This window comes from Staphylococcus sp. 231237_7MaSpsaltlick (genome assembly GCF_043107035.1).
In genome coordinates this window covers 205,303-225,977 of record NZ_JBICNX010000002.1, presented here as the reverse complement: position 1 = coordinate 225,977, position 20,675 = coordinate 205,303, and the positions used below count along the sequence as shown (strand labels likewise).

General features: G+C 35.3%; 17 protein-coding genes and 1 other annotated feature. Of the genes, 12 read left to right on the top strand and 5 right to left on the bottom strand.

From position 1 onward, the window contains the following. Positions 1-276: 276 nt before the first annotated feature. From ACF91D_RS04165 to ACF91D_RS04145, 5 genes are read right to left on the bottom strand one after another with little or no spacing between them, the layout of a single operon-like run. Positions 277-1,017: a cyclase family protein gene (locus ACF91D_RS04165; RefSeq protein WP_119585253.1), complete on the bottom strand. Its 741-nt coding sequence runs from the start codon at positions 1,015-1,017 to the stop codon at positions 277-279. A gap of 24 nt (positions 1,018-1,041) precedes the next feature. After that, on the bottom strand, positions 1,042-3,288 hold the full coding sequence (gene metE, locus ACF91D_RS04160; RefSeq protein WP_101051385.1) for a 5-methyltetrahydropteroyltriglutamate--homocysteine S-methyltransferase: 2,247 nt from the start codon (positions 3,286-3,288) through the stop codon (positions 1,042-1,044). After that, on the bottom strand, positions 3,282-5,123 hold the full coding sequence (locus tag ACF91D_RS04155; RefSeq protein ID WP_069792641.1) for a bifunctional homocysteine S-methyltransferase/methylenetetrahydrofolate reductase: 1,842 nt from the start codon (positions 5,121-5,123) through the stop codon (positions 3,282-3,284). Before ACF91D_RS04155 ends, metE begins: the two co-directional genes overlap by 7 nt. Continuing rightward, positions 5,077-6,252, bottom strand: coding sequence for a cystathionine beta-lyase MetC (gene metC / locus ACF91D_RS04150; RefSeq protein WP_327620965.1), 1,176 nt, complete (start codon positions 6,250-6,252; stop codon positions 5,077-5,079). The genes ACF91D_RS04155 and metC overlap by 47 nt, the downstream gene beginning before the upstream one ends. Then, entirely contained in the window at positions 6,249-7,352 is a 1,104-nt protein-coding gene (locus tag ACF91D_RS04145) for a PLP-dependent transferase (RefSeq protein ID WP_069792640.1), read from the bottom strand. The genes metC and ACF91D_RS04145 overlap by 4 nt, the downstream gene beginning before the upstream one ends. Before the next feature lie 61 nt (positions 7,353-7,413). Further along, positions 7,414-7,791: a binding site (T-box leader), on the bottom strand. 145 nt (positions 7,792-7,936) lie between these two features. On the opposite strand from ACF91D_RS04145, the gene ACF91D_RS04140 reads away from it, so the two are divergent. The 12 genes from ACF91D_RS04140 to ACF91D_RS04085 all read left to right on the top strand — a co-directional run bounded on the left by ACF91D_RS04140 (position 7,937) and on the right by ACF91D_RS04085 (position 20,550). After that, the gene (locus ACF91D_RS04140; protein WP_101051388.1) at positions 7,937-8,818 is read left to right on the top strand and encodes a ParB/RepB/Spo0J family partition protein; all 882 of its coding nucleotides are present in this window, start codon (positions 7,937-7,939) and stop codon (positions 8,816-8,818) included. Between the two features lie 420 nt (positions 8,819-9,238). After that, positions 9,239-10,384 (top strand): globin domain-containing protein, encoded by a 1,146-nt coding sequence (locus ACF91D_RS04135; RefSeq protein WP_327620964.1) that lies wholly within the window; start codon positions 9,239-9,241, stop codon positions 10,382-10,384. 401 nt (positions 10,385-10,785) lie between these two features. Continuing rightward, a complete protein-coding gene (locus tag ACF91D_RS04130) occupies positions 10,786-11,514 on the top strand; it encodes a phosphoadenylyl-sulfate reductase (RefSeq protein ID WP_039067160.1) in 729 nt (242 codons plus the stop codon). Positions 11,515-11,706: 192 nt separating this feature from the next. Beyond that, entirely contained in the window at positions 11,707-13,533 is a 1,827-nt protein-coding gene (locus ACF91D_RS04125; RefSeq protein ID WP_107548616.1) for an assimilatory sulfite reductase (NADPH) flavoprotein subunit, read from the top strand. A gap of 15 nt (positions 13,534-13,548) precedes the next feature. Continuing rightward, positions 13,549-15,258 (top strand): NADPH-dependent assimilatory sulfite reductase hemoprotein subunit, encoded by a 1,710-nt coding sequence (locus ACF91D_RS04120; RefSeq protein ID WP_327620963.1) that lies wholly within the window; start codon positions 13,549-13,551, stop codon positions 15,256-15,258. Between the two features lie 22 nt (positions 15,259-15,280). Further along, the gene (gene cobA, locus ACF91D_RS04115) at positions 15,281-16,054 is read left to right on the top strand and encodes a uroporphyrinogen-III C-methyltransferase (protein WP_327620962.1); all 774 of its coding nucleotides are present in this window, start codon (positions 15,281-15,283) and stop codon (positions 16,052-16,054) included. A 45-nt stretch (positions 16,055-16,099) separates the two neighbouring features. Then, positions 16,100-16,840 (top strand): sirohydrochlorin chelatase, encoded by a 741-nt coding sequence (locus ACF91D_RS04110; protein WP_327620961.1) that lies wholly within the window; start codon positions 16,100-16,102, stop codon positions 16,838-16,840. A gap of 25 nt (positions 16,841-16,865) precedes the next feature. Next, complete coding sequence (locus ACF91D_RS04105; RefSeq protein ID WP_069792634.1) at positions 16,866-17,477, top strand: NAD(P)-binding protein; 612 nt, start codon at positions 16,866-16,868, stop codon at positions 17,475-17,477. A gap of 20 nt (positions 17,478-17,497) precedes the next feature. Next, entirely contained in the window at positions 17,498-18,409 is a 912-nt protein-coding gene (locus ACF91D_RS04100) for a sulfite exporter TauE/SafE family protein (protein WP_069792633.1), read from the top strand. Between the two features lie 16 nt (positions 18,410-18,425). Beyond that, complete coding sequence (sat, locus tag ACF91D_RS04095; RefSeq protein ID WP_039067150.1) at positions 18,426-19,604, top strand: sulfate adenylyltransferase; 1,179 nt, start codon at positions 18,426-18,428, stop codon at positions 19,602-19,604. 18 nt (positions 19,605-19,622) lie between these two features. After that, positions 19,623-20,222 carry an adenylyl-sulfate kinase gene (gene cysC / locus ACF91D_RS04090; protein WP_327620960.1) on the top strand — a complete coding sequence of 200 codons (600 nt, stop codon included), beginning with the start codon at positions 19,623-19,625 and terminating at the stop codon, positions 20,220-20,222. A gap of 127 nt (positions 20,223-20,349) precedes the next feature. Continuing rightward, positions 20,350-20,550, top strand: a complete 201-nt coding sequence (locus ACF91D_RS04085; protein WP_069792632.1) for a hypothetical protein — start codon at positions 20,350-20,352, stop codon at positions 20,548-20,550. Positions 20,551-20,675 lie beyond the last annotated feature (125 nt).

Below are 20,675 nucleotides of genomic sequence, written 5' to 3'. Positions count from 1 at the left end.
GATAACTAGCGATGTAAATAATTGGTAGAAAATGATTACTTAAGCTAAAGCTCATATACACAAGTACGACTTAAACTAACAAGCGTGACAACTGAGTTAACGCCAATATGTATATGCCATCAACTGTGTGTTAGTTTATTAACAAACATATTTAAGATTACCCATGAGTAATCTGTTGTTATAGATTGCTTAGGACTATTTTTATAGTTATACAGGGCCCGAGTTATATATACATATCTCGGACCCTGTAAATGATACTAATTTTATGTTTTAAGTTTAAGGCTTTATCGCAAATGCACGTACAGGAAATCCTGGTGCATCTTTCGGTTTGGGACTGATGGCATAAATGATTGCGCCTCGACTAGGTAACTGATCTAAATTGGTCAATAGTTCAATTTGATAGGTGTCTTGACCTAACACGTAACGCTCACCTACAATATCGCCATTTTTCGCAATATCTACTGATGCATCTGTATCGAAAGTTTCGTGTCCAATTGCTTTAACTTTACGTTCTTCAAGTAAATATTTTAAAGCATCCAACCCCCAACCTGGCAAATGTTGATTGCCATCGGAGTCTTTATTTTCAAACGCTTCGATATTTGGCCAACGTTTCGACCAATCACTGCGAAAAGCAACAAATGTCTCAGGCTCAATTAAGCCATGTTCAGTCTCCCACTGTTCAATATGGCTACGCGTTAAAATAAAATCTGCATTTTCTGCTACATCTTGTGAAAAATCTAAAACAACAAGTGGCAGGGCCAGTTCTTTTAAATTTAATTCATGCAAATAACGTGTGTTTTCTACAAAGTGAATAGGGGCGTCGATATGTGTCCCATACTGACTTACAATATTCCAATTTTGAACATAGAAGCCATCATTTTGAACATTAAAAAGTGTTGAAACTTTGGCACGCTCAAATTCACTGAAACAAGGAATAGTTTCATCAAACGTGTGGGTCAAGTCGACCCACGTTGATAATTTTAATTGTTCTAATTGCTTCCATAAAGGGTAACTCATTGGCATCACCTATAAAATTGATAATTAGACAGTTGCAGTATTTGTTGATTTACGTAATTTATCAACAGAATTTACTAATACACTAAGCGCTTCTTTAACTTCATCTTCTTTACGTGTTTTCAAACCACAGTCTGGGTTTACCCAGAAAAGTGAACGATCAATTTCTTGTAAAGCACGGTTAATCGCTTCTGTAATTTCTGCTTCAGTTGGAATTCTTGGACTATGAATATCATATACCCCTAAGCCGATACCTAAATCGTATGTGATATCTTCAAAGTCTTGAATTAAATCACCATGGCTACGTGATGTTTCAATAGAAATAACGTCTGCGTCTAAGTCGTAAATTGCATGAATGATTTGCCCAAACTGAGAATAACACATATGTGTATGAATTTGTGTTGCATCAGCGACTGAAGATGTGGACAGTTTAAACGAACGAACTGCTTTATCTAAATAGTCTGCATGGTATTCTGAACGGAGCGGTAAGCCTTCCCTTAATGCAGGTTCATCAACTTGGATGATTTGGATACCTTCATTTTCAAGGGCTAACACTTCTTCGTTAATTGCTAAGGCGATTTGATCTTGAACCTCTTCGCGTGGTAAATCAACACGTTCAAATGACCAGTTTAAAATAGTGACAGGGCCAGTTAACATGCCTTTAACTGGTTTGTCAGTTAAACTTTGCGCATATAATGTTTCTTTGACAGTAAGAGGTTCTGTCCATTTTACATCTCCATAAATAACTGGTGGTTTAACCGCACGTGAACCGTATGATTGTACCCAACCGTACTTCGTTACTAAGAAACCTTGTAGTTTTTCACCAAAGAATTCTACCATGTCGTTACGTTCAAATTCACCATGTACAAGGACATCTAAACCAATGTCTTCTTGAATTTTAATCCAACGAGCAATCTCATTTTTTAAGAATTCTTTATATGCTGCATCTGTGATACGATTGTTTTTCCAATCTGCGCGATATTTTCGAACTTCTTGTGACTGCGGGAAAGAACCAATAGTCGTTGTTGGTAAATCTGGTAAATTTAGGCGCGCGTCTTGTGCTTTTTTACGTTCTTTAAAAGCTGATTGTCTTGAAGTGCGCACACTATCAAAATCGTATTCAAGATTTTTAAACGATTGATTTTGGAAACGTTCATAACGTGCTTTTAATTCATTATATTTTGTATCATCGTTATCATTGAATAAACGTCTAAGCGCATCTAATTCATCTAATTTTTCGGTAGCGAAGCTTAAACCTTCAGCGATTGATGTATCTAGCGTTTCATCATCTAGTGATACAGGAACGTGTAATAGTGAAGATGAAGGTTGGATGACAAGATCACTTGAATATGTTTGTAACGTTTCAATTAGTTCTTTTTTAGCTTCGATATCGGCAGCCCAAACGTTACGGCCATCGATGATTCCGGCATAAAGTGTTTTGGAATTGTCTAAATCTCCTGCTTTAATTTGTTGTAGATTAAATCCATTATCATGTACGAAATCTAAACCTAATCCTTTAACAGGGAGACCGTTTAAGAATTTTAAGTTAACTCGTTCGAAATAAGTTTGTACTACTAAGTGTTCACCTAAACCAGCCTCAGCAAAATAATCATATGCGGCTTGCGTGATAGTTTCATATTCTGAACTATCGTCAGTAACTAATGATGGCTCATCGATTTGAATATATTCAGCGCCAGCGTCAACTAATGATTGTAGAACTTCTTTATATAAAGGTAAAAGTGTATTTACTTTTTCTTCGAATGATTGCGTGCCGCCCTTAGATAATTTCACAAATGTAATTGGCCCAACGATAACTGGATGCGCAGTTACATTAAGAGATTGTGCGTAGTTAAAACGTTCAAGCAACACGTTTTTATTTAATTTAGGTTCAGCATGATCCCATTCTGGAACGATATAATGATAGTTTGTGTTGAACCATTTTATTAATGCACTCGCAACATGTTCTTTATTACCTCTGGCAATATCGAATAATAAATCATCATCTACATCTTTACCTTGAAAACGTTCAGGGATGATATTAAAAAGTAGCGATGTATCAAGGATATGATCATATAGTGAGAAATCTCCAACCGGAATACTAGATAAATTGTAATTTTTTTGGAGTAATAAATTCTCTTTGTGTAAATCTGTTAATTGTTGATGAAGTGTTTCTAAATCATATTTATTTGACCAATATCCTTCGATTGCTTTTTTCCATTCTCTTTTTCTACCTAACCTTGGAAAACCTAAATTTGATGTTTTAATTGTCATAATATTGCCTCCTGTTTAGTTGAAGTAATTGTTTTTGAATAGTTTGCAAGTTCTAGTGTGTAATCGACTTTTTGGAATGGTGTAATTAAATACAAACCATTGAAATACTCATGTACTGTGTCAATCAGTTCTTTTGAAAGTTTTAGACTTAAAGCCTTTGTTTTGGCTTTGTCATCCTTAACTGCTTCAAATTGTTCTAATATTTCATCCGATAATTTAATGCCAGGTACTTCATTGTGTAAGAATAATGCGTTGTTGTAGCTTGTAACGGGCATTATACCTATAAAGAAAGGGACGTCTAAGTGTTTTGTCGCTTCATAAACTTCTTTAATTTTTTCTTTGCTATAGACTGGCTGTGTTATAAAGTAGTGCATACCACTCTCTAATTTTTTCTCTAAGCGTCTAACTGCACCGTCTAATTTTCTTACATTTGGATCAAAAGCACCTGCGATGTTGAAGTTTGTCTTTGTCTTCAGCGCATCACCATCAGTGTTAATACCTTGATTAAAACGTAAGGCTATTTCGGTTAGCCCTTTAGAATTCACATCATAGACATTGGTTGCCCCTGGTAAGTGGCCAATCTTTGAAGGGTCACCAGTGATTGTTAAAATTTCATTGATATCTAGTAATGACAATCCTAATAGATGTGACTGCAATCCGATGAGATTACGGTCACGACAAGTGATATGCACCAAGGGCTCGATATCATAACGCTGTTTAATAATGCTTGCAGCAGCTACATTGCTAATACGAACCGTTGCTAGTGAATTATCAGCTAAAGTGACAGCGTCAATTTGTGCATCATCGAGTTTTTTGATATTTCTGAAAAATGTTTCTGTATCAAGATGCTTCGGAGTATCCAATTCGACTATAATAGTAGGGCGATTTTCAACTTTTGATTTAAGGTTTTGTTTTTTTGGTTCTTTTTCTGTGTTATTAATATATTTTGTAATCGGTATAACATCTTTTTGAGTAACAGGATTCAAACCAGCTACAGACGATTTGATGTATTGGATATGTTCCGGAGTTGTACCACAACAACCACCAATCAGTCTTACACCTTCGTTAATCAATTGTTTAGCAACTTTACCGAAATAAGATGCATTATCACTATATTTAAATTGGCTATTTTCAATATCTAACAAACTTGCATTTGGGTAACAAGATAAATATGCACCCTCAGGTAATTCGATGTGTGAAAAGGATTGCTGCATATGGTGTGGACCATGGTGACAGTTTAATCCTACAATGTCTGCACCACTTGAAGTTACTTGTTGTAGTGCATGATTAATTTCAGTACCATCCCTTAAGTAATTTGTATTTAAAGCAGTTAGTTGAGCAATAATTGGAATATCGTATTTACGTTTGGTGGCCTCAATAATATTTGTAAGTTCTTGCAAATCATAATAGGTTTCAAAGAGAATACCATCCACTCCAGCATTAACTAAAGTTTCTACTTGGATTTCCGTATGATATTGAATAGATGAGAGCTCTAAGTCTTCTTGTTTAATGCCTCTAAAACCACCGACAGTACCCAAGATAAAAGTATCATCATTTGCTGCTTTTTTGGCAATTTGTACTGCTGCTTGGTGAATGTCTTTCACTCTATGTTCTAAACCAAAAGCTTTTAATTTTTCAAAATTTGCGCCATACGTATTGGTCTGAATAATATCTGCACCAGCTTCAATATAGGTGCGGTGAATACGTTCGACTTTATCGGGATGGTTTAAGTTATACGCTTCTGGGCAAGTATCAAGGCCTTCAGAGTAAAGGATTGTACCGATAGCACCATCAGCGACTAATATGTTGGATTTTAGTTTGTCGAGTAGTTGACTCATTGAAAGCCTCCTTAAATGCGTAATTTAAATCTGAAATCAATTCGTCGGCTGATTCTAATCCGACACTCAATCTAAATAAGCCAAATGTAATATTACGTTCTTCACGAACTGCTTTAGGTACAGCTGCATGTGACATTGTAGCTGGATGAGAGAGGATTGTTTCGACGCCTCCTAAACTTACTGAAACTAAAGGTAGTGATAAGGCATCTACAAATGCTTGAGCTTTTGTCTCATCTTTCAATCTAAAACCTAACACAGATCCACCATGATGTGATTGAGATAAATGTAGCTCGCTATTTCCTGGGTAATAGACTTCAGAGATTTCATCACATTGTGCTAAGAAATCATATATTTGTTTGGTGTTCTCTACAGATTGTTGAAAACGTACAGGTAAAGTTTTTAAATGTTTAGCTAACGTCCAACTATCTTGTGCAGATAAGGCGTTACCAGTGCCATTTTGTAAAAGGTAAAGCGCATCAGCAACGGTTTGATTGTTGGTAATAGCTACGCCGGCGATAATGTCACTGTGACCGCCTAAGAATTTAGTGGCGCTATGTACAACAACATCTGCGCCGAGTGCTAATGGCGACTGCCCAAGTGGGGTCATAAAGGTATTGTCTACAGCAAGTAACAAGTTATTGTCTCTGGCTATATCTGCAGCTCCTCGAATATCTGTAATTTTAAATAATGGATTCGATGGAGTTTCGATATATATTAATTGTGTGTTGTCTTGAATCGCATTTTCAATTTCTTTTAAGTGAGTCGTATCTACAGTTGAAAATTCAATGTTAAAGCGTGTTAATATTTGTTCGGTCAATCTAAATGTTCCGCCATATACATCATCTGGGAGAATGACATGATCACCAGTATTTAACGTGAGTAACACTGATGAGATTGCTGCTATACCAGATGCGTATGCAAAAGCATGACTGCCACCTTCAAGTTTAGCTAGTTTCTCTTCTAAAAGAGCGCGGTTTGGATTGCCACTTCTAGCGTAGTCATATTGAACATCACCGCCTAAAACTTGTTGGTGAAATGTTGAAGAATCGTATAAAGGAGGATTTGCTGAATCATAATCAATCCCTCTATGTGCATCGAATATTACTTCTGTTTCTTTTGATAAACTCATGAAATCACTCCTTGTTTAGATTTTTCTAATGCTTGAATAATATCTTGTTCGATATCTTCATAATTCTCAATGCCAATGGATAACCTTAATAAATATTCGTCTATGCCACGTTTATCTTTTTCTTCATCTGGCATATCCACATGCGTTTGTGTGTATGGGAAAGTAATAAATGTTTCAGTGCCACCTAAGCTTTCAGCGAAAATACAAACTTCTAAGTGTTCTAAGAATTTATCGGCTTTATAATTTTTATTTAGCCTTAAACTCAACATACCAGTACGTCCGCTGTAAAGTACTTGATCAATGGCTTCTAGTTGACTACATCGTTCGGCAAGTAATTTAGCATTATATTCAGAACGATCCATTCTTAAATGCAATGTTTTTAGGCCACGTTGTAATAGATAACTATCGAAAGGCGATAGCGTCGCGCCAATCATATTGTGTAATTGTCCTAGTTGTTCAGCAAGTTGTTCATCTTTTACAGTCACAACACCTGCGAGGACATCGTTGTGACCTCCGATATATTTTGTAGCCGAATGTAAAACGATATCCGCACCTTCTTCAAGCGGAGTTGAAAGATATGGCGTTAAAAATGTATTATCTATGATAGATAATAGGTTGAACTTTTTACTTAAAATGTAATATGGATCAATATCGACTTCTATCATTTGCGGATTAGAAATCGGTTCGATAAATAGTGCTTTTGTATTTTCTGTAATACTTTGTTCTACTTCTTCATAATTAAGGAAATCAACATATTTGAAATGTATACCGTATTGCTGCTCGTAAAAATCAAAAAGTCTAAAAGTACCACCGTATAAGTCGAAAGAAACTAAAATTTCATCCCCAGATTTAAATAAGTTACAAATTAATTGGATGGCAGACATACCGCTAGACGTTGCAAATGAAGCAGTACCTCTTTCAAGTTTTGCAAATGCTTCTTCAAATGCAGAACGTGTTGGATTTTTAGTTCTTGTATAGTCATATCCTGTTGAAGCCCCGAGCTTAGGGTGTTGATATGCTGTAGATAAGTATATTGGATTAGCGATTGCACCTGTATGATCTTGAGAAAGTGCGATCTGTGCGAATTCAGTATTTTTCATAATTGTTAACCTCCTTTTAAAATAAAAAAGCTTCCGTCCTTTAAACCCGAATAATTCGGATGTAAAGGACGAAAGCTTAGCTCGCGGTACCACCTTTGTTTGTTACTTTATCACTAAAGTAACCTTATCCAGTACACCAAGTTGTTATGTGATTGGCGTTATCTGAATCATATAATCGTATTTTCAATAAAAATAAAAACCCATCTTATGTTGGAATAAAATGAGTATTAACGAAATATACGACGTGTGGAAAAATCCAGTACGCCATTTAACAAAATGTTAATACTGTATCGCTATAACGGGCGATCCCGTTGATACCTCATATTGGCATCAACACTCAAAGGCCATTTTCAAACTTTCTTTCCGTGTCTTCTTTCAGCGTATCAAAGACTCTCTGTGTCAGCAGTGTAAGTTTTACTTTCCTTGTTACTGTGTGTGAAATATGTCATTACGAATTTGATATACCCAAGGTTACACATTAAAATTATATTTGTCAATAACTTTTCTGAAAATTTAGATTAAATTAAATTTTGTTAGCTGTATTTTATGGTGTTGCAGTGATGATATAATAAGTATATGAGTATATGTATCAATTTAGTGATAACAAGGGAAGTGGGTGTTTTAAAATCGAAAATGAACAAGATCAACGGTTAATTTTAGAAGCAGATGCAAAAGTTCAAAATATAAAAATTCAAGACATTAAAGCTAATCCATATCAACCTCGAAAAACATTTGATGAAGAACGTTTAAAAGACCTTGCTGAATCTATTAAATTACACGGTATCCTTCAACCTATTGTATTAAGAAAAACAATTGCTGGTTATAATATTGTAGTGGGTGAAAGACGTTTCAGAGCAGCTGGTATTGCAGGCTTAAAAGAAGTTCCTGCAATCGTAAAATCACTAACAGACGAAGATATGATGGAACTAGCTATTATAGAAAATTTACAACGTGAAGATTTAAATGCAATTGAAGAAGCAGAAAGTTACCGCAAATTGATGGATGATCTAAACTTAACACAACAAGCCGTTGCACAACGTTTAAGTAAATCAAGACCTTACATCGCAAATATGTTACGATTATTGCACTTGCCTCAATCAGTCTCCAATATGGTGAAAAATGGTTCGCTATCTGGCGCACATGGCCGCACTTTATTGATTGTCAAAGATACACAAAAAATGCAACAAATCGCTAACAAAGCCCACCGGGAGTCTTGGAGTGTAAGAGAATTAGAGCAATATGTAACAACGCATTTCAGTGAGAAAAAGAGCCATGCAACTGAAAACGCAAAAATTACTAAGCCTAAATTTATTAGGCAACAAGAGCGACAACTAAAAGAGCAATATGGTACTAGTGTAGCTATTTCTACAAACAAGACTAAAGGTCAAATTACTTTTGAATTTAAATCTGAAGCAGAGTTTAAACGCTTGATACATCAATTGAATAATAAGTATAACAACGGTTAGTTAACATACTGACGATTCAAACTATAGATTTAGAATTTATACTTAAGAAATATGACAGAAATCATTTTAGAACAATATGATTTCTGTCTTTTTCTATTTTTAGAAACACAATTTTAAACATGATATTTACAGACAATATAATGATTACGCACTACTAGTTAGTTTCATTAATCTCATCAACTACGCTACTTTAAAAAAGTATAGTTGATTAATTCCAAGAGTTTTTACAATTTGAGACACATTAATGAAATATAAATTAGACGTTAAATTTTTTATTACAGCAAATTAATTGTGAAAAATAAATAAGTTACAAATTTATGAATATAGCATGTGATAATTTTGTGAATTTAATTATGTAATGTTGTAAGATAATTGAACTCGATTAATAATGGGAATATAGAACTAGGCAGGAGGGTTCAAATGTTAAGCGAGACAGAGATTCAAACAATTAGAGAAACGGTACCATTACTTAAAGAAAAAGGGCAAGATATTACTGCGATTTTTTATAAAAGATTATTTGAAGAACACCCAGAATTGAAAAATGTATTTAATCAAACGAATCAAAAAAGAGGACTACAATCTTCTGCTTTAGCAATGGCTGTAGTTGCTGCAGCAGAAAATATTGAAGATTTGACACCGATTGTGCCAGCCATTATGCCAGTCGTGTATAAACATTGCGCATTACAAGTTAAACCAGAACATTACCCAATTGTCGGTGAAAATTTAATTTGGGCTATTGAAGAAGTAACTGGGTTGAAAGATGAAGATCCAATTATTCAAGCTTGGGTAAAAGCGTATGATGAAATTGCTGATGCGTTTATTGGTTTAGAGAAAGAAGTATATAACCAAATGGCATGGGAAGGTTTTAAACCGTTTGAAGTTACGCAAATTACGAAGGAAACAGAATTAATTAAATCATATACCGTTAAATCCGACAAAATAGATTTGAGTCAATTTGTACCTGGTCAGTACATCACTGTAGACATTTCTAGCGATAAATTACCATATCAAGCTAAAAGACATTATTCGATTGTCGATGGCGGCACGGATTTCTTAACTTTTGGTGTCAGAAGAGACGTGACAGAAACACATGAAGGTGAAGTATCAACGATTTTACATGATGAAGTATCTGTTGGTGACACATTAAATTTATCTGCACCCGTTGGCGGTTTTAAATTGGAAAATAAATCGGCTAAACAATTGTTTTTAGGTTCTGGCGTAGGTGTCACACCACTTGTTTCAATGTATGATGAAGCAATTAAAGCTGGCACGCCTGCGATATTCTTACAAGCAACATCAAATGCGGAAAATGTCGCTTTTGAAGAAAAATTAAATCAAATAACTGAGCAATCAGATTATGCTACTTTTATTAAGCATTTTCGCGATAGTGACGGATTTATTGAAACGGAGCAATTGAGCGAGTATGTAGATGAAAATACTGAGGTGTACGTATGTGGAGGAAATTCATTCCTGAAAGCGATGATTGCTGAATTACAATCGTTGAATATTTCAATGGATCATGTTCATTTTGAAACATTCATTCCAAGACTAAGCTTTTCTGTTTAATTAGTGCGTATAAAATAAAAAATTACTAAATACCAACAAGCATTCAAATGTTTGTTGGTATTTTTGGTTTTAAATTAGAATTATTATAAAAATTTTAAATTTTTTCAAAAAATATAGAAATACTATAAAACCGCATGTTTGAGCGATATTGCAAGCAGTAGATTATTATAATTATTTTTTTAAAATAATTATTGAAAAACGTTTTTAAATAGGTTTATAAAGCGATTTCATTTGATATAATTAGTAGAATTTTAACATTTTGAATTATTAAAAGATGAACTTGACATAAAAAATTTCAGTGGGTAAAGTGTTTAACATAATTATTTTCGAATAATTCTAAAAATAAATGTAACGTGAACTTTTAATCAACGCACATTAAAAGAAAAGGGGATGACCCATTCATGTCAGAAGCAAAAATTACGTATGAGAACTTTAAGCCAAACGCTTTTGATACATTAGATATCACAGATGAAACGAAAGGCGCTCGTGAGGTAATCGCATGGGCATACGAAACATACGGCGATTCTATTATATATTCATGTAGCTTTGGTGCTGAAGGTATGATTTTAATTGATTTAATTTACAGTGTGAAAAAAGATGCTGAAATTGTATTCTTAGATACAAACCTTCATTTCCAAGAGACATATGATTTAATAGATCGTGTTAAAGCACGTTATCCAGAATTGAATATAAAACTTAAACAGCCAGATCTTACTTTAGAAGAACAGGCGGATCAATTTAATCCAGCACTCTGGAAGAATGATCCAAATCAATGTTGTTACATTCGTAAAATTAAACCACTAGAAGAAGTGTTGTCTGGCGCGACAGCTTGGGTTTCAGGATTAAGAAGAGAGCAATCACCAAGTCGTCAATCTACTAATTTTATTAATAAAGATGAGCGATTTAAGTCTGTTAAAGTGTGTCCACTAATCCATTGGACGTGGGACGATGTATGGGCATATATCAAAAAATATGATTTACATTATAACGAATTACATGATTTTAATTATCCGAGTATTGGTTGTATCCCGTGTACAGCAGCTGTGTCAGGTTCAGGAGACTCAAGAGCAGGCAGATGGAGTAATTCTACCAAAACAGAATGTGGTCTTCATACCACTAATAAACCATAACTGAGGTTAGAAATTTTTTTGTACCAATACCCTAGTATTCGTATCGGGTATATAAAGAATCATACCATTGAATATTGTGTTATTTTAAAATATTTCCCTATTAATTAGTATTTGAAAATTAATAGGGAAAGTAAAGAAATAAAAAAATTAAATATTCATGGCTTTAAAAATAAAAATTGAGGTGAACGCATTGTGAATTTATCAGTATCAAATAGCCCTTTTGACGCGGAACAGGCGGCGCAATTAAATCAAATTTTTCAAACATTAACAGCAGAACAACAAATTTGGCTAAGCGGCTATCTTACGGCACAACAAACCACGCAAGAATCAGCATCTGAGGTGCCACAACAAGTAGCAGAATATGTATTGAATTCTGAATCAGAAACAGAAGTGAATAATCGTCACATCACCGTCGTTTATGGCTCCGAAACAGGTAACGCACAGAGTTTAGCTGAAATATTTGCCGACCGTCTTGTCGAACAAAACCATACTGTGAAATTAACAGCGATGGACGAATTTAAACCAAAAGAATTGAAAAAAGTAGAGGATTTATTTGTCATTACTGCAACACATGGTGAAGGTGATCCTCCAGACAATGCACTTACATTCCATGAATTTATACATAGTCGTAAGGCACCGAAACTAGAAAATGTAAGGTTCTCAGTATTAGCTTTAGGTGACGAATCGTATGAATATTTCTGCCAAACTGGTAAGGATTTTGATGCTAGATTACTAGAGTTAGGTGCTGAGCAGTTAGCTGAAAGACAAGATTGTGATTTAGATTTTGATGAATTAGCAGAAAAATGGATGAATACCAATATTGAAATAATAAATCAATCTTCTGGTAATGAGCCAACAGTGACATCTACTGAAACTGTACAATCAGCAAAAGAAAAACGTTATACCAAAGCAAACCCATATCAAGCTGAAGTGTTAGAAAATATTAACCTCAATGGCAGAGGATCTAACAAAGAAGTTAGACACATTGAGTTGTTATTAGACAACTATGGAGAATCATTTGAACCTGGAGATTGTGTCGTAGTCTTACCTCAAAACGATCCAGAGATAGTGTCATTATTAACCGAGACATTAGGCTGGGACAAAGATACAGAGGTAACTATTAATGACGATGGTGATACATTAACTTTAGAAAAAGCATTAACAGAACACTTTGAAGTTACAAAATTAACGAAACCATTATTACAAAAAGCAGCTGAGTTATTTGGAAATACCGAATTACTTGCACAGGTAGAAGATGCTGAGTGGATACAACAATACATTGATGGCCGTGATGTTATCGACCTATTAAATGCATTCCCAGCAACAAATTTAAGTCCTGGAAACTTATATAAATTCCTAAGAAAATTACCACCAAGAGAATATTCTATAGCAAGTAGTTACGAAGCAACGCCTGATGAGGTTCATATAACTGTTGGCGCAGTTAGATACGAAGCACATGAACGAGCTCGTAATGGTGTGTGTTCAGTACAATTAGCTGAACGTGTACAACCGGGAGATACAATTCCAATATATTTAAAGAAAAATCCAAATTTCAAATTCCCATTTGACGAAACAACACCTGTAATAATGATTGGTCCTGGTACAGGCGTAGCGCCGTTTAGATCATATTTACAAGAACGTGAAGAGTTAGGGTTATCTGGTAATACATGGCTATTCTTTGGTGAACAATATTTCACTACAGACTTTTTATATCAAACGGAATGGCAAGCATGGTTAAAAGACGAAACACTATCAAAATTAGACGTGGCTTTTTCACGTGATACTGATGAAAAAGTATATGTTCAACACCGCATTGCAGAGCAAAGCGAAGCGTTTTATAAATGGTTGATAGATGGCGCTGCCCTATATGTTTGTGGTGACGAAAAAAATATGGCAAAAGATGTACATGAAACCATACGTTATGTTTTGGAACAAGAAGGTGGCATGTCTGAAACAGATGCAGAAGCGTATCTTACTCAAATGAAAAAAGACAAACGTTATCAAAGAGATGTTTATTAAGAGAGGGATGATGATATGGCTGAAACAAAAGTGAATTTTTCAGACAAACTCGATGAAATGGAACGTATTAAAACAGACAGTGATTATCTTCGTGGTTCGATTGTCGAAGGTTTAGCAGATAGAGTGACAGGTGCAATCGCTGAAGAAGACACGAAACTATTAAAATTCCATGGTAGTTACATGCAAGACGATAGAGATATTCGTGATGAACGTAGAAAACAAAAGTTAGAGCCTGCTTATAGCTTTATGATTAGAGTGCGTGCGCCAGGCGGTGCTTCGACAGCAGATCAATGGATTGCGATGGATGATATCGCAAACACCTATGCGAATAACACAATAAAATTAACAACAAGACAAGCATTTCAATTTCATGGCATTTTAAAACATAACTTAAAACAAACGATGAAAGACATCAATCAATCGTTACTAGATACACTCGCAGCATGTGGAGACGTGAATCGTAACGTGATGTGCAACCCTAATCCCTACCAATCCGATGTGCATAGTGAAGTTAATCGAATCGCAAGCGATATTAGTCGACACCTTTCGCCTAAGACACAGGCATATCATGAGATTTGGTTAGATGGTGAAAAAGTTTTGGATACAAGTGATGAAGAGCCTGAGCCAATCTATGGTAAAACATATCTTCCACGTAAATTTAAGATTGGTATAGCGGTGCCTCCATCAAATGATATAGATGTGTACTCTCAAGATATCGGCTTGATTGCCATTTTAGAAAACGATGAACTTGTTGGATTCAATATTACTGTCGGTGGTGGCATGGGCATGAAACATGGTGATACGGCCACATACCCACAAGTCGGACGTCTTATCGGATACTTCCCGAAAGAAGAAGTCGTAGATGTCTGTGAAAAGATATTAACCGTTCAAAGAGATTATGGTAATCGTGAAGTACGTACGAATGCCCGCTTTAAATATACGGTAGATAGACTTGGTGTTGATTGGATTAAAAATGAAATCAATAACCGTTTAGGTTGGAAATTAGAAGAGTCACGTCCATATCACTTTGATGACAATGGCGACCGCTATGGTTGGACAGAAGGCAGTGGCCAATGGCACTACACATTATTTGTTCAAAATGGGCGCGTCAAAGACACTGAAGAATATAAATTAAAAACTGCATTAAGAAACATAGCAGAAATTCATACAGGTGATTTTAGGTTAACGCCCAACCAGAACTTAGTCATTGCTAATGTGTCTGCAGATAAAAAACCCGAAATCGAAAAAATTATCGCTGAGTATGGCATTACAGATGGTGAAAATTATACAGGTCTGAGACGAAATTCTATGGCTTGTGTGGCATTCCCAACATGTGGTCTAGCCATGGCAGAATCAGAAAGATACCTACCTTCTCTCATTAGTAAAATTGAAAACTTACTTGATGAAGCGGGATTAAACGAAGAAGAAATTACGATTAGAATGACTGGATGTCCAAATGGTTGTGCGAGACCAGCATTAGCAGAAATTGCTTTTATTGGTAAAGGTCCAGGCAAATATAATATGTATTTGGGTGGAGGATTTACAGGCGATAGATTAAATAAAATCTACAAAGAAAATATTGGTGAAGCCGAAATATTAGAAAATTTAAAACCAATACTAATCCAATATGCAAAAGAAAGAACTGAAGGAGAGCATTTCGGAGATTTCGTTGTACGTGCAGGAATTGTTGAAGAAGTAAGAGATGGACAGACGTTCCATAGTTAAAATTTGAGAAAGTGGTGACAGGATGGGCAAAGTATTTTTAGTAGGCGCAGGGCCTGGAGATCCTGATCTGATTACAGTCAAAGGATTAAAAGCAATTGAACAAGCAGATGTAATCTTGTATGACCGATTGGTGAATAAAGAATTGTTAACTCATGCATCACCCACAGCAAAATTTATGTACTGTGGTAAAGATCCTAATCGCCATTCGTTGCCACAAGAAGACACGAATAAATTACTCGTGAATTTAGCTAAAAAAGGACAAGTAGTAACAAGGTTAAAAGGTGGCGATCCTTTTATCTTTGGTAGAGGTGGAGAAGAAGCGGAAATATTAGCTGAGCACCATGTTCCATTTGAAATTGTCCCTGGCATAACTTCTGGCGTAGCGGCACCAGCATACGCAGGTATCCCAGTAACACATCGTGACTATAGTTCATCCGTAGCATTTGTTACAGGTGTTATTAATAAAAATATAGATAAAGATAGTTATTGGAAGCACCTTGCCCTAGGGCCAGAAACACTATGTATTTATATGGGTGTTAAAAAATTACCTGAAATTAGTGAGTTGTTAATCAAACATGGTCGCGCTACTGATACCCCTGTTGCTCTAGTACGTTTAGGAACTTCAGAATTTCAAAAGACTGTGGTAGGGACGTTATCAAATATTGTGGAAATAGCAAAAGACATTGAAAACCCTGCAATGATCGTTGTCGGTGAAGTGGTCAAATTAAGAGAGCGTATTAGCTGGTTTGAAGAGATGCCAGTTGAATCAGCAGTAGCGAAACTAACACATCAATAACATAGAACGAGTGTTATTGAGAGCGCTAGAAACGGAGGGGTAAGTATGCGAGGCGTCTTATATGTAAGTCACGGTAGTAGAGTACCCGATGCTGTCAATGAAGCTAAAGCATTTATTGATTTAGTAAAAGTACAAGTTGATGTGGCCCTGCAAGAGACCTGTTTTTTAGAATTAACAAGCCCAGACTTATCACAAGGATTCCAACGCTTAGTTGATAAAGGCGCAACTGAAATTTCAGTGATACCTGTATTGTTATTAAGCGCTGGTCACTATTTCAAGGACATTCCAGCAGAAATTGAACGTAATCAACAAAAACATCCCAGCGTCCATGTTACTTATGGTGAACCTTTAGGCGTGCAACCAAGATTGACTGAAATTTTAAAACAGAGGATTGAAGCATCAGGTGTTACGCCAAAAGGCGATGCCAAAGTGCTCATCATTGGTAGAGGTAGTTATAACCCACAAACTCAAATAGATGTAGAGACAATTAAGTCTCAATTGCAGGAGCAAACTGGATTTAGTGATATCGAAACATGTTATTTAGCTGCTTGTAAGCCTTCCTTTGAAGAAGCTTTGCATAATGCTGTTCATTCAGAATGTTCACAAATCTATATTGTGCCTTATATATGGTTTACAGGCATACTAGATCAACAGATTTCTAAGAAAGTTGTTGAATATGGGAATGCCAAAGAGATTATACTCTGTAAACGGTTAGGTAATCATAAACATTTGCAAGATGCATTAAAAGAACGTGTTGAAGAGACTTTTGAATATGTGACTCAGTAATTCAATCTAAGAAAGAAGTGATGTTATGCCATTTATACCACTTATGATAGATATTTCTCAAAAGCAAATTGTTGTCGTTGGTGGTGGCAAAGTTGCTGAACGTAGAGTTAGTACTTTAGTGCATTATGCGACAGACATTCACATCATTAGCCCTACGATTTCCGAGCATTTACGTCACATGGTTGATCAAAACGGCGTACATTGGCATGCAAAATCATTCGAAGCAAAAGATATAAAACAGGCGGATTTGATCATCGTTGCAACCAATAGTAGCGAAGTTAACCAACAAATTCTAGCTTCAAAACCTCAGCATGCATTTATTAATATGACATCCGATGCCGAGAAAGGTGATGTTGTATTTCCAAGTATATTGCGTCGCGGAAAGTTGACACTGAGTATTTCTACTAATGGTGCTAGCCCTAAGCTAACAGCACAAATTTTATCAGAATTCAAAGAACGTTTTGATAGTAGTTATGAAGACTATGTTGATTTTTTATATGAATGTAGACAACAGATTAAGCAAACACAATTGTCTATGAGCCAAAAAGAAGATTTTTTGAAAATGGCTTTAACTCAGCCATATAGAGAGAAAAATAAGCAACTTGAAATGATAAAAAGGCTTGAATCAATGAAGTAGAGTCGGAAGGAGTACGACGCATGAATAAACTATTTATATTTGCACTTGCAGGTTTTCTTGCACAATTAATTGATGGCTCACTTGGAATGGGCTTTGGCGCCTCTTCCTCATCTATACTATTAACATTTGGCGTAGCGCCAGCTATCGTTTCTGCAACCATACATTTTTCAGAAATTGCGACAACAGCTGCTTCTGGTACATCACATTGGAAGTTTGATAATGTACACAAGCCAACGATGATTAAATTGGCACTTCCAGGTGCTGTAACGGCTTTTATAGGTGCAGCATTTTTGAGCCATATTCACAGTGAATTTATCAAACCATTTATCGCGATATTTTTATTAACGATGGGCTTTTACATTTTATATCAATTTTTATATAAACGAAATAAACACGAAATTAAAGAACCTTCAAGCATTGGGAAATATTCGATGATTCCACAAGGCGCAGTTGCAGGTTTTCTAGATTCTGTTGGTGGTGGCGGCTGGGGACCGGTTAATACGCCATTGTTATTAGCCCAGAAAAAATTAGAACCAAGATATGCAATAGGTACAGTTTCAGCGAGTGAATTTTTTGTAACTGTTTCAGCTTCTATTAGTTTCATTATCTTTTTAGGATGGAGCCAAATTAACTGGGGCTTAGTAATTGCATTAAGTGTTGGTGGTTTAATAGCAGCACCATTTGCAGCTTATTTAGTTAAGATTTTACCTATGAATATTTTAGCTGTTTGTGTCAGTGGATTAATAATTTTTACAAATAGTAGTTCTTTATTAAGTGTATTTGAAGCTAGTCCCATAGTTTCAATGTCTGTAAAAATAGCGTTAATCGTTATTTGGATTGGTTTATTATTCTTCACTTTATATCAAAATAAGAAATTACCATTTATCTTCACTAAAAATAATACAAATGTCAACGCGCATGAAGTAGATTAAAAAAGGAGTTTTTCAATTGCCATTAACTAAAGAAATTAAAGAAAATACAATTCAACCACATGGTGGAACATTAATCAATAGAGAAGCAGATACAAGTTTAAAAGAGGAGTTGCTAACAGTAGTAGATTCGTTACCGGCTATTACATTAAATCCATGGAGTTTATCAGATTTAGAACTTATTGGTATCGGTGGTTTTAGTCCGTTAACAGGGTTTATGAATGAAGTAGACTATACTGAAGTAGTAGAGAACTTGCATTTGAGTAATGGTTTAGTATGGAGTATCCCAATCACTTTACCGGTGACTGAGGATAAAGCTAATGAACTTGAAATAGGTTCGCGCATCGCTTTATATGGCGAAGACAATCATTTATACGGCGTTCTTGAACTAGAAGAGAAGTATACTTATGACAAAGAGAAAGAAGCGCAATTTGTATATGGAACAACAGATGTAGAACATCCAGGTGTAGCAAAAGTTTATGAAAAAGGTAGTGTATATTTAGCTGGACCGATTCATTTATTAGATAGACCTAAACATGATGATTTTGTAGATTACCATTTAGATCCAGCAGAAACGAGACAACTATTCTACGATTTAAATTGGAAGACAATTGTTGGTTTCCAAACACGTAATCCAGTACACCGTGCACATGAATATATTCAGAAAGCCGCATTAGAGTCGGTAGATGGACTTCTATTAAATCCTTTAGTAGGAGAAACGAAATCTGATGATATTCCAGCCGAAGTACGAATGGAAAGTTACGAAGTTATTCTCGAAAATTATTACCCAGAAAATAGAACACGCTTAGTAATCTATCCAGCAGCAATGCGCTATGCGGGACCAAGAGAAGCGATATTACATGCGACAGTCCGTAAAAATTATGGCTGTACCCACTTTATTGTTGGTCGTGATCATGCTGGCGTGGGTGATTATTATGGTACATATGAAGCGCAAGAATTAATTGCACAATATGAAGCAGAGTTAGGAATACAGATTTTGAAGTTTGAGCACGCTTTCTACTGTAAATCTTGTGAAAATATGGCAACAGCGAAGACATGTCCACATGATGCTTCATCACACTTGCATCTAAGTGGTACAAAAGTCCGTGAAAAATTAAAAAAAGGTGAATCATTACCTAAAGAATTTTCAAGACCTGAAGTAGCAGCAGTACTTATTAAAGGTTTACAAGAAAAATAATTTTAAAGGAGCTTGGTCATGACTACTTCAAAAAATATTACTTGGCATGCGTCAGAAGTAACTAAAGAAGAAAGACAACAACGTAAAAATCATAAAAGTACAGTCATTTGGTTTACCGGATTATCAGGGTCAGGTAAATCGACAATTTCTGTAGCATTGGAAAAAGCTTTATATAATCAACAAGTTCATACTTATCGTTTAGATGGAGATAATGTGAGACATGGTCTAAATAAAAATCTCGGATTTAGTCCAGACGATCGTACGGAAAATATTCGTCGTATCGGTGAAGTGAGTAAACTTATGGTTGACGCTGGATTAGTGACCGTGACGGCGTTTATTTCACCTTATCAAGCAGATCGAGAAGTGGTCCGTGAACTATTAGCAGAAGATGAATTTATAGAGGTTTACACTTCATGTAGCCTAGATGAATGTGAATCAAGAGACCCTAAAGGATTATATAAAAAAGCACGTAATGGTGAGATTCAAGGATTTACAGGTATAAATGCACCGTATGAAGAACCGCAAAATCCAGAAATTGTAATAGATACAGAGCAATATAGTGTGGAAGAGGCAGTCGCTCAAATTATCGATTATTTAAAAACACATCAATATATTTAATTTGTAAAGCGTACAAATTTCAGTCTTACAAGCTAAGCTTGGCTTAGCATTATGTGCTTAGTAGCTTAACAACGCAATAAAGATTTCAAAATAAGACTTATGTATAACTGTAAAAGGGGAAGATGGGATGGCCATATTAAATATTATTGCATATACTTTAATTATAATCTTTATTATAGTTATTGTTATAGGTGTGTTGCTTGTTAATAAGGGACAAAGTAGAAAATATTTCATGATTGAATTGAAAATCATCGTCATCTTACTTTGTATATGCTTTTTAGGTTTAGGCATTTCATTAGTTACTATAGGCTACTTAGGGGGCGTGTAGTAATGCTAACGCTTTATATGTTATACATATAAAAATTGCTTTAATTTATTTGTTTTTACACAATTACAATACTGTCGACTGAGTCTGAAGGCTTGTTGGCAGTATTTTTATTTTGAATTATGCTG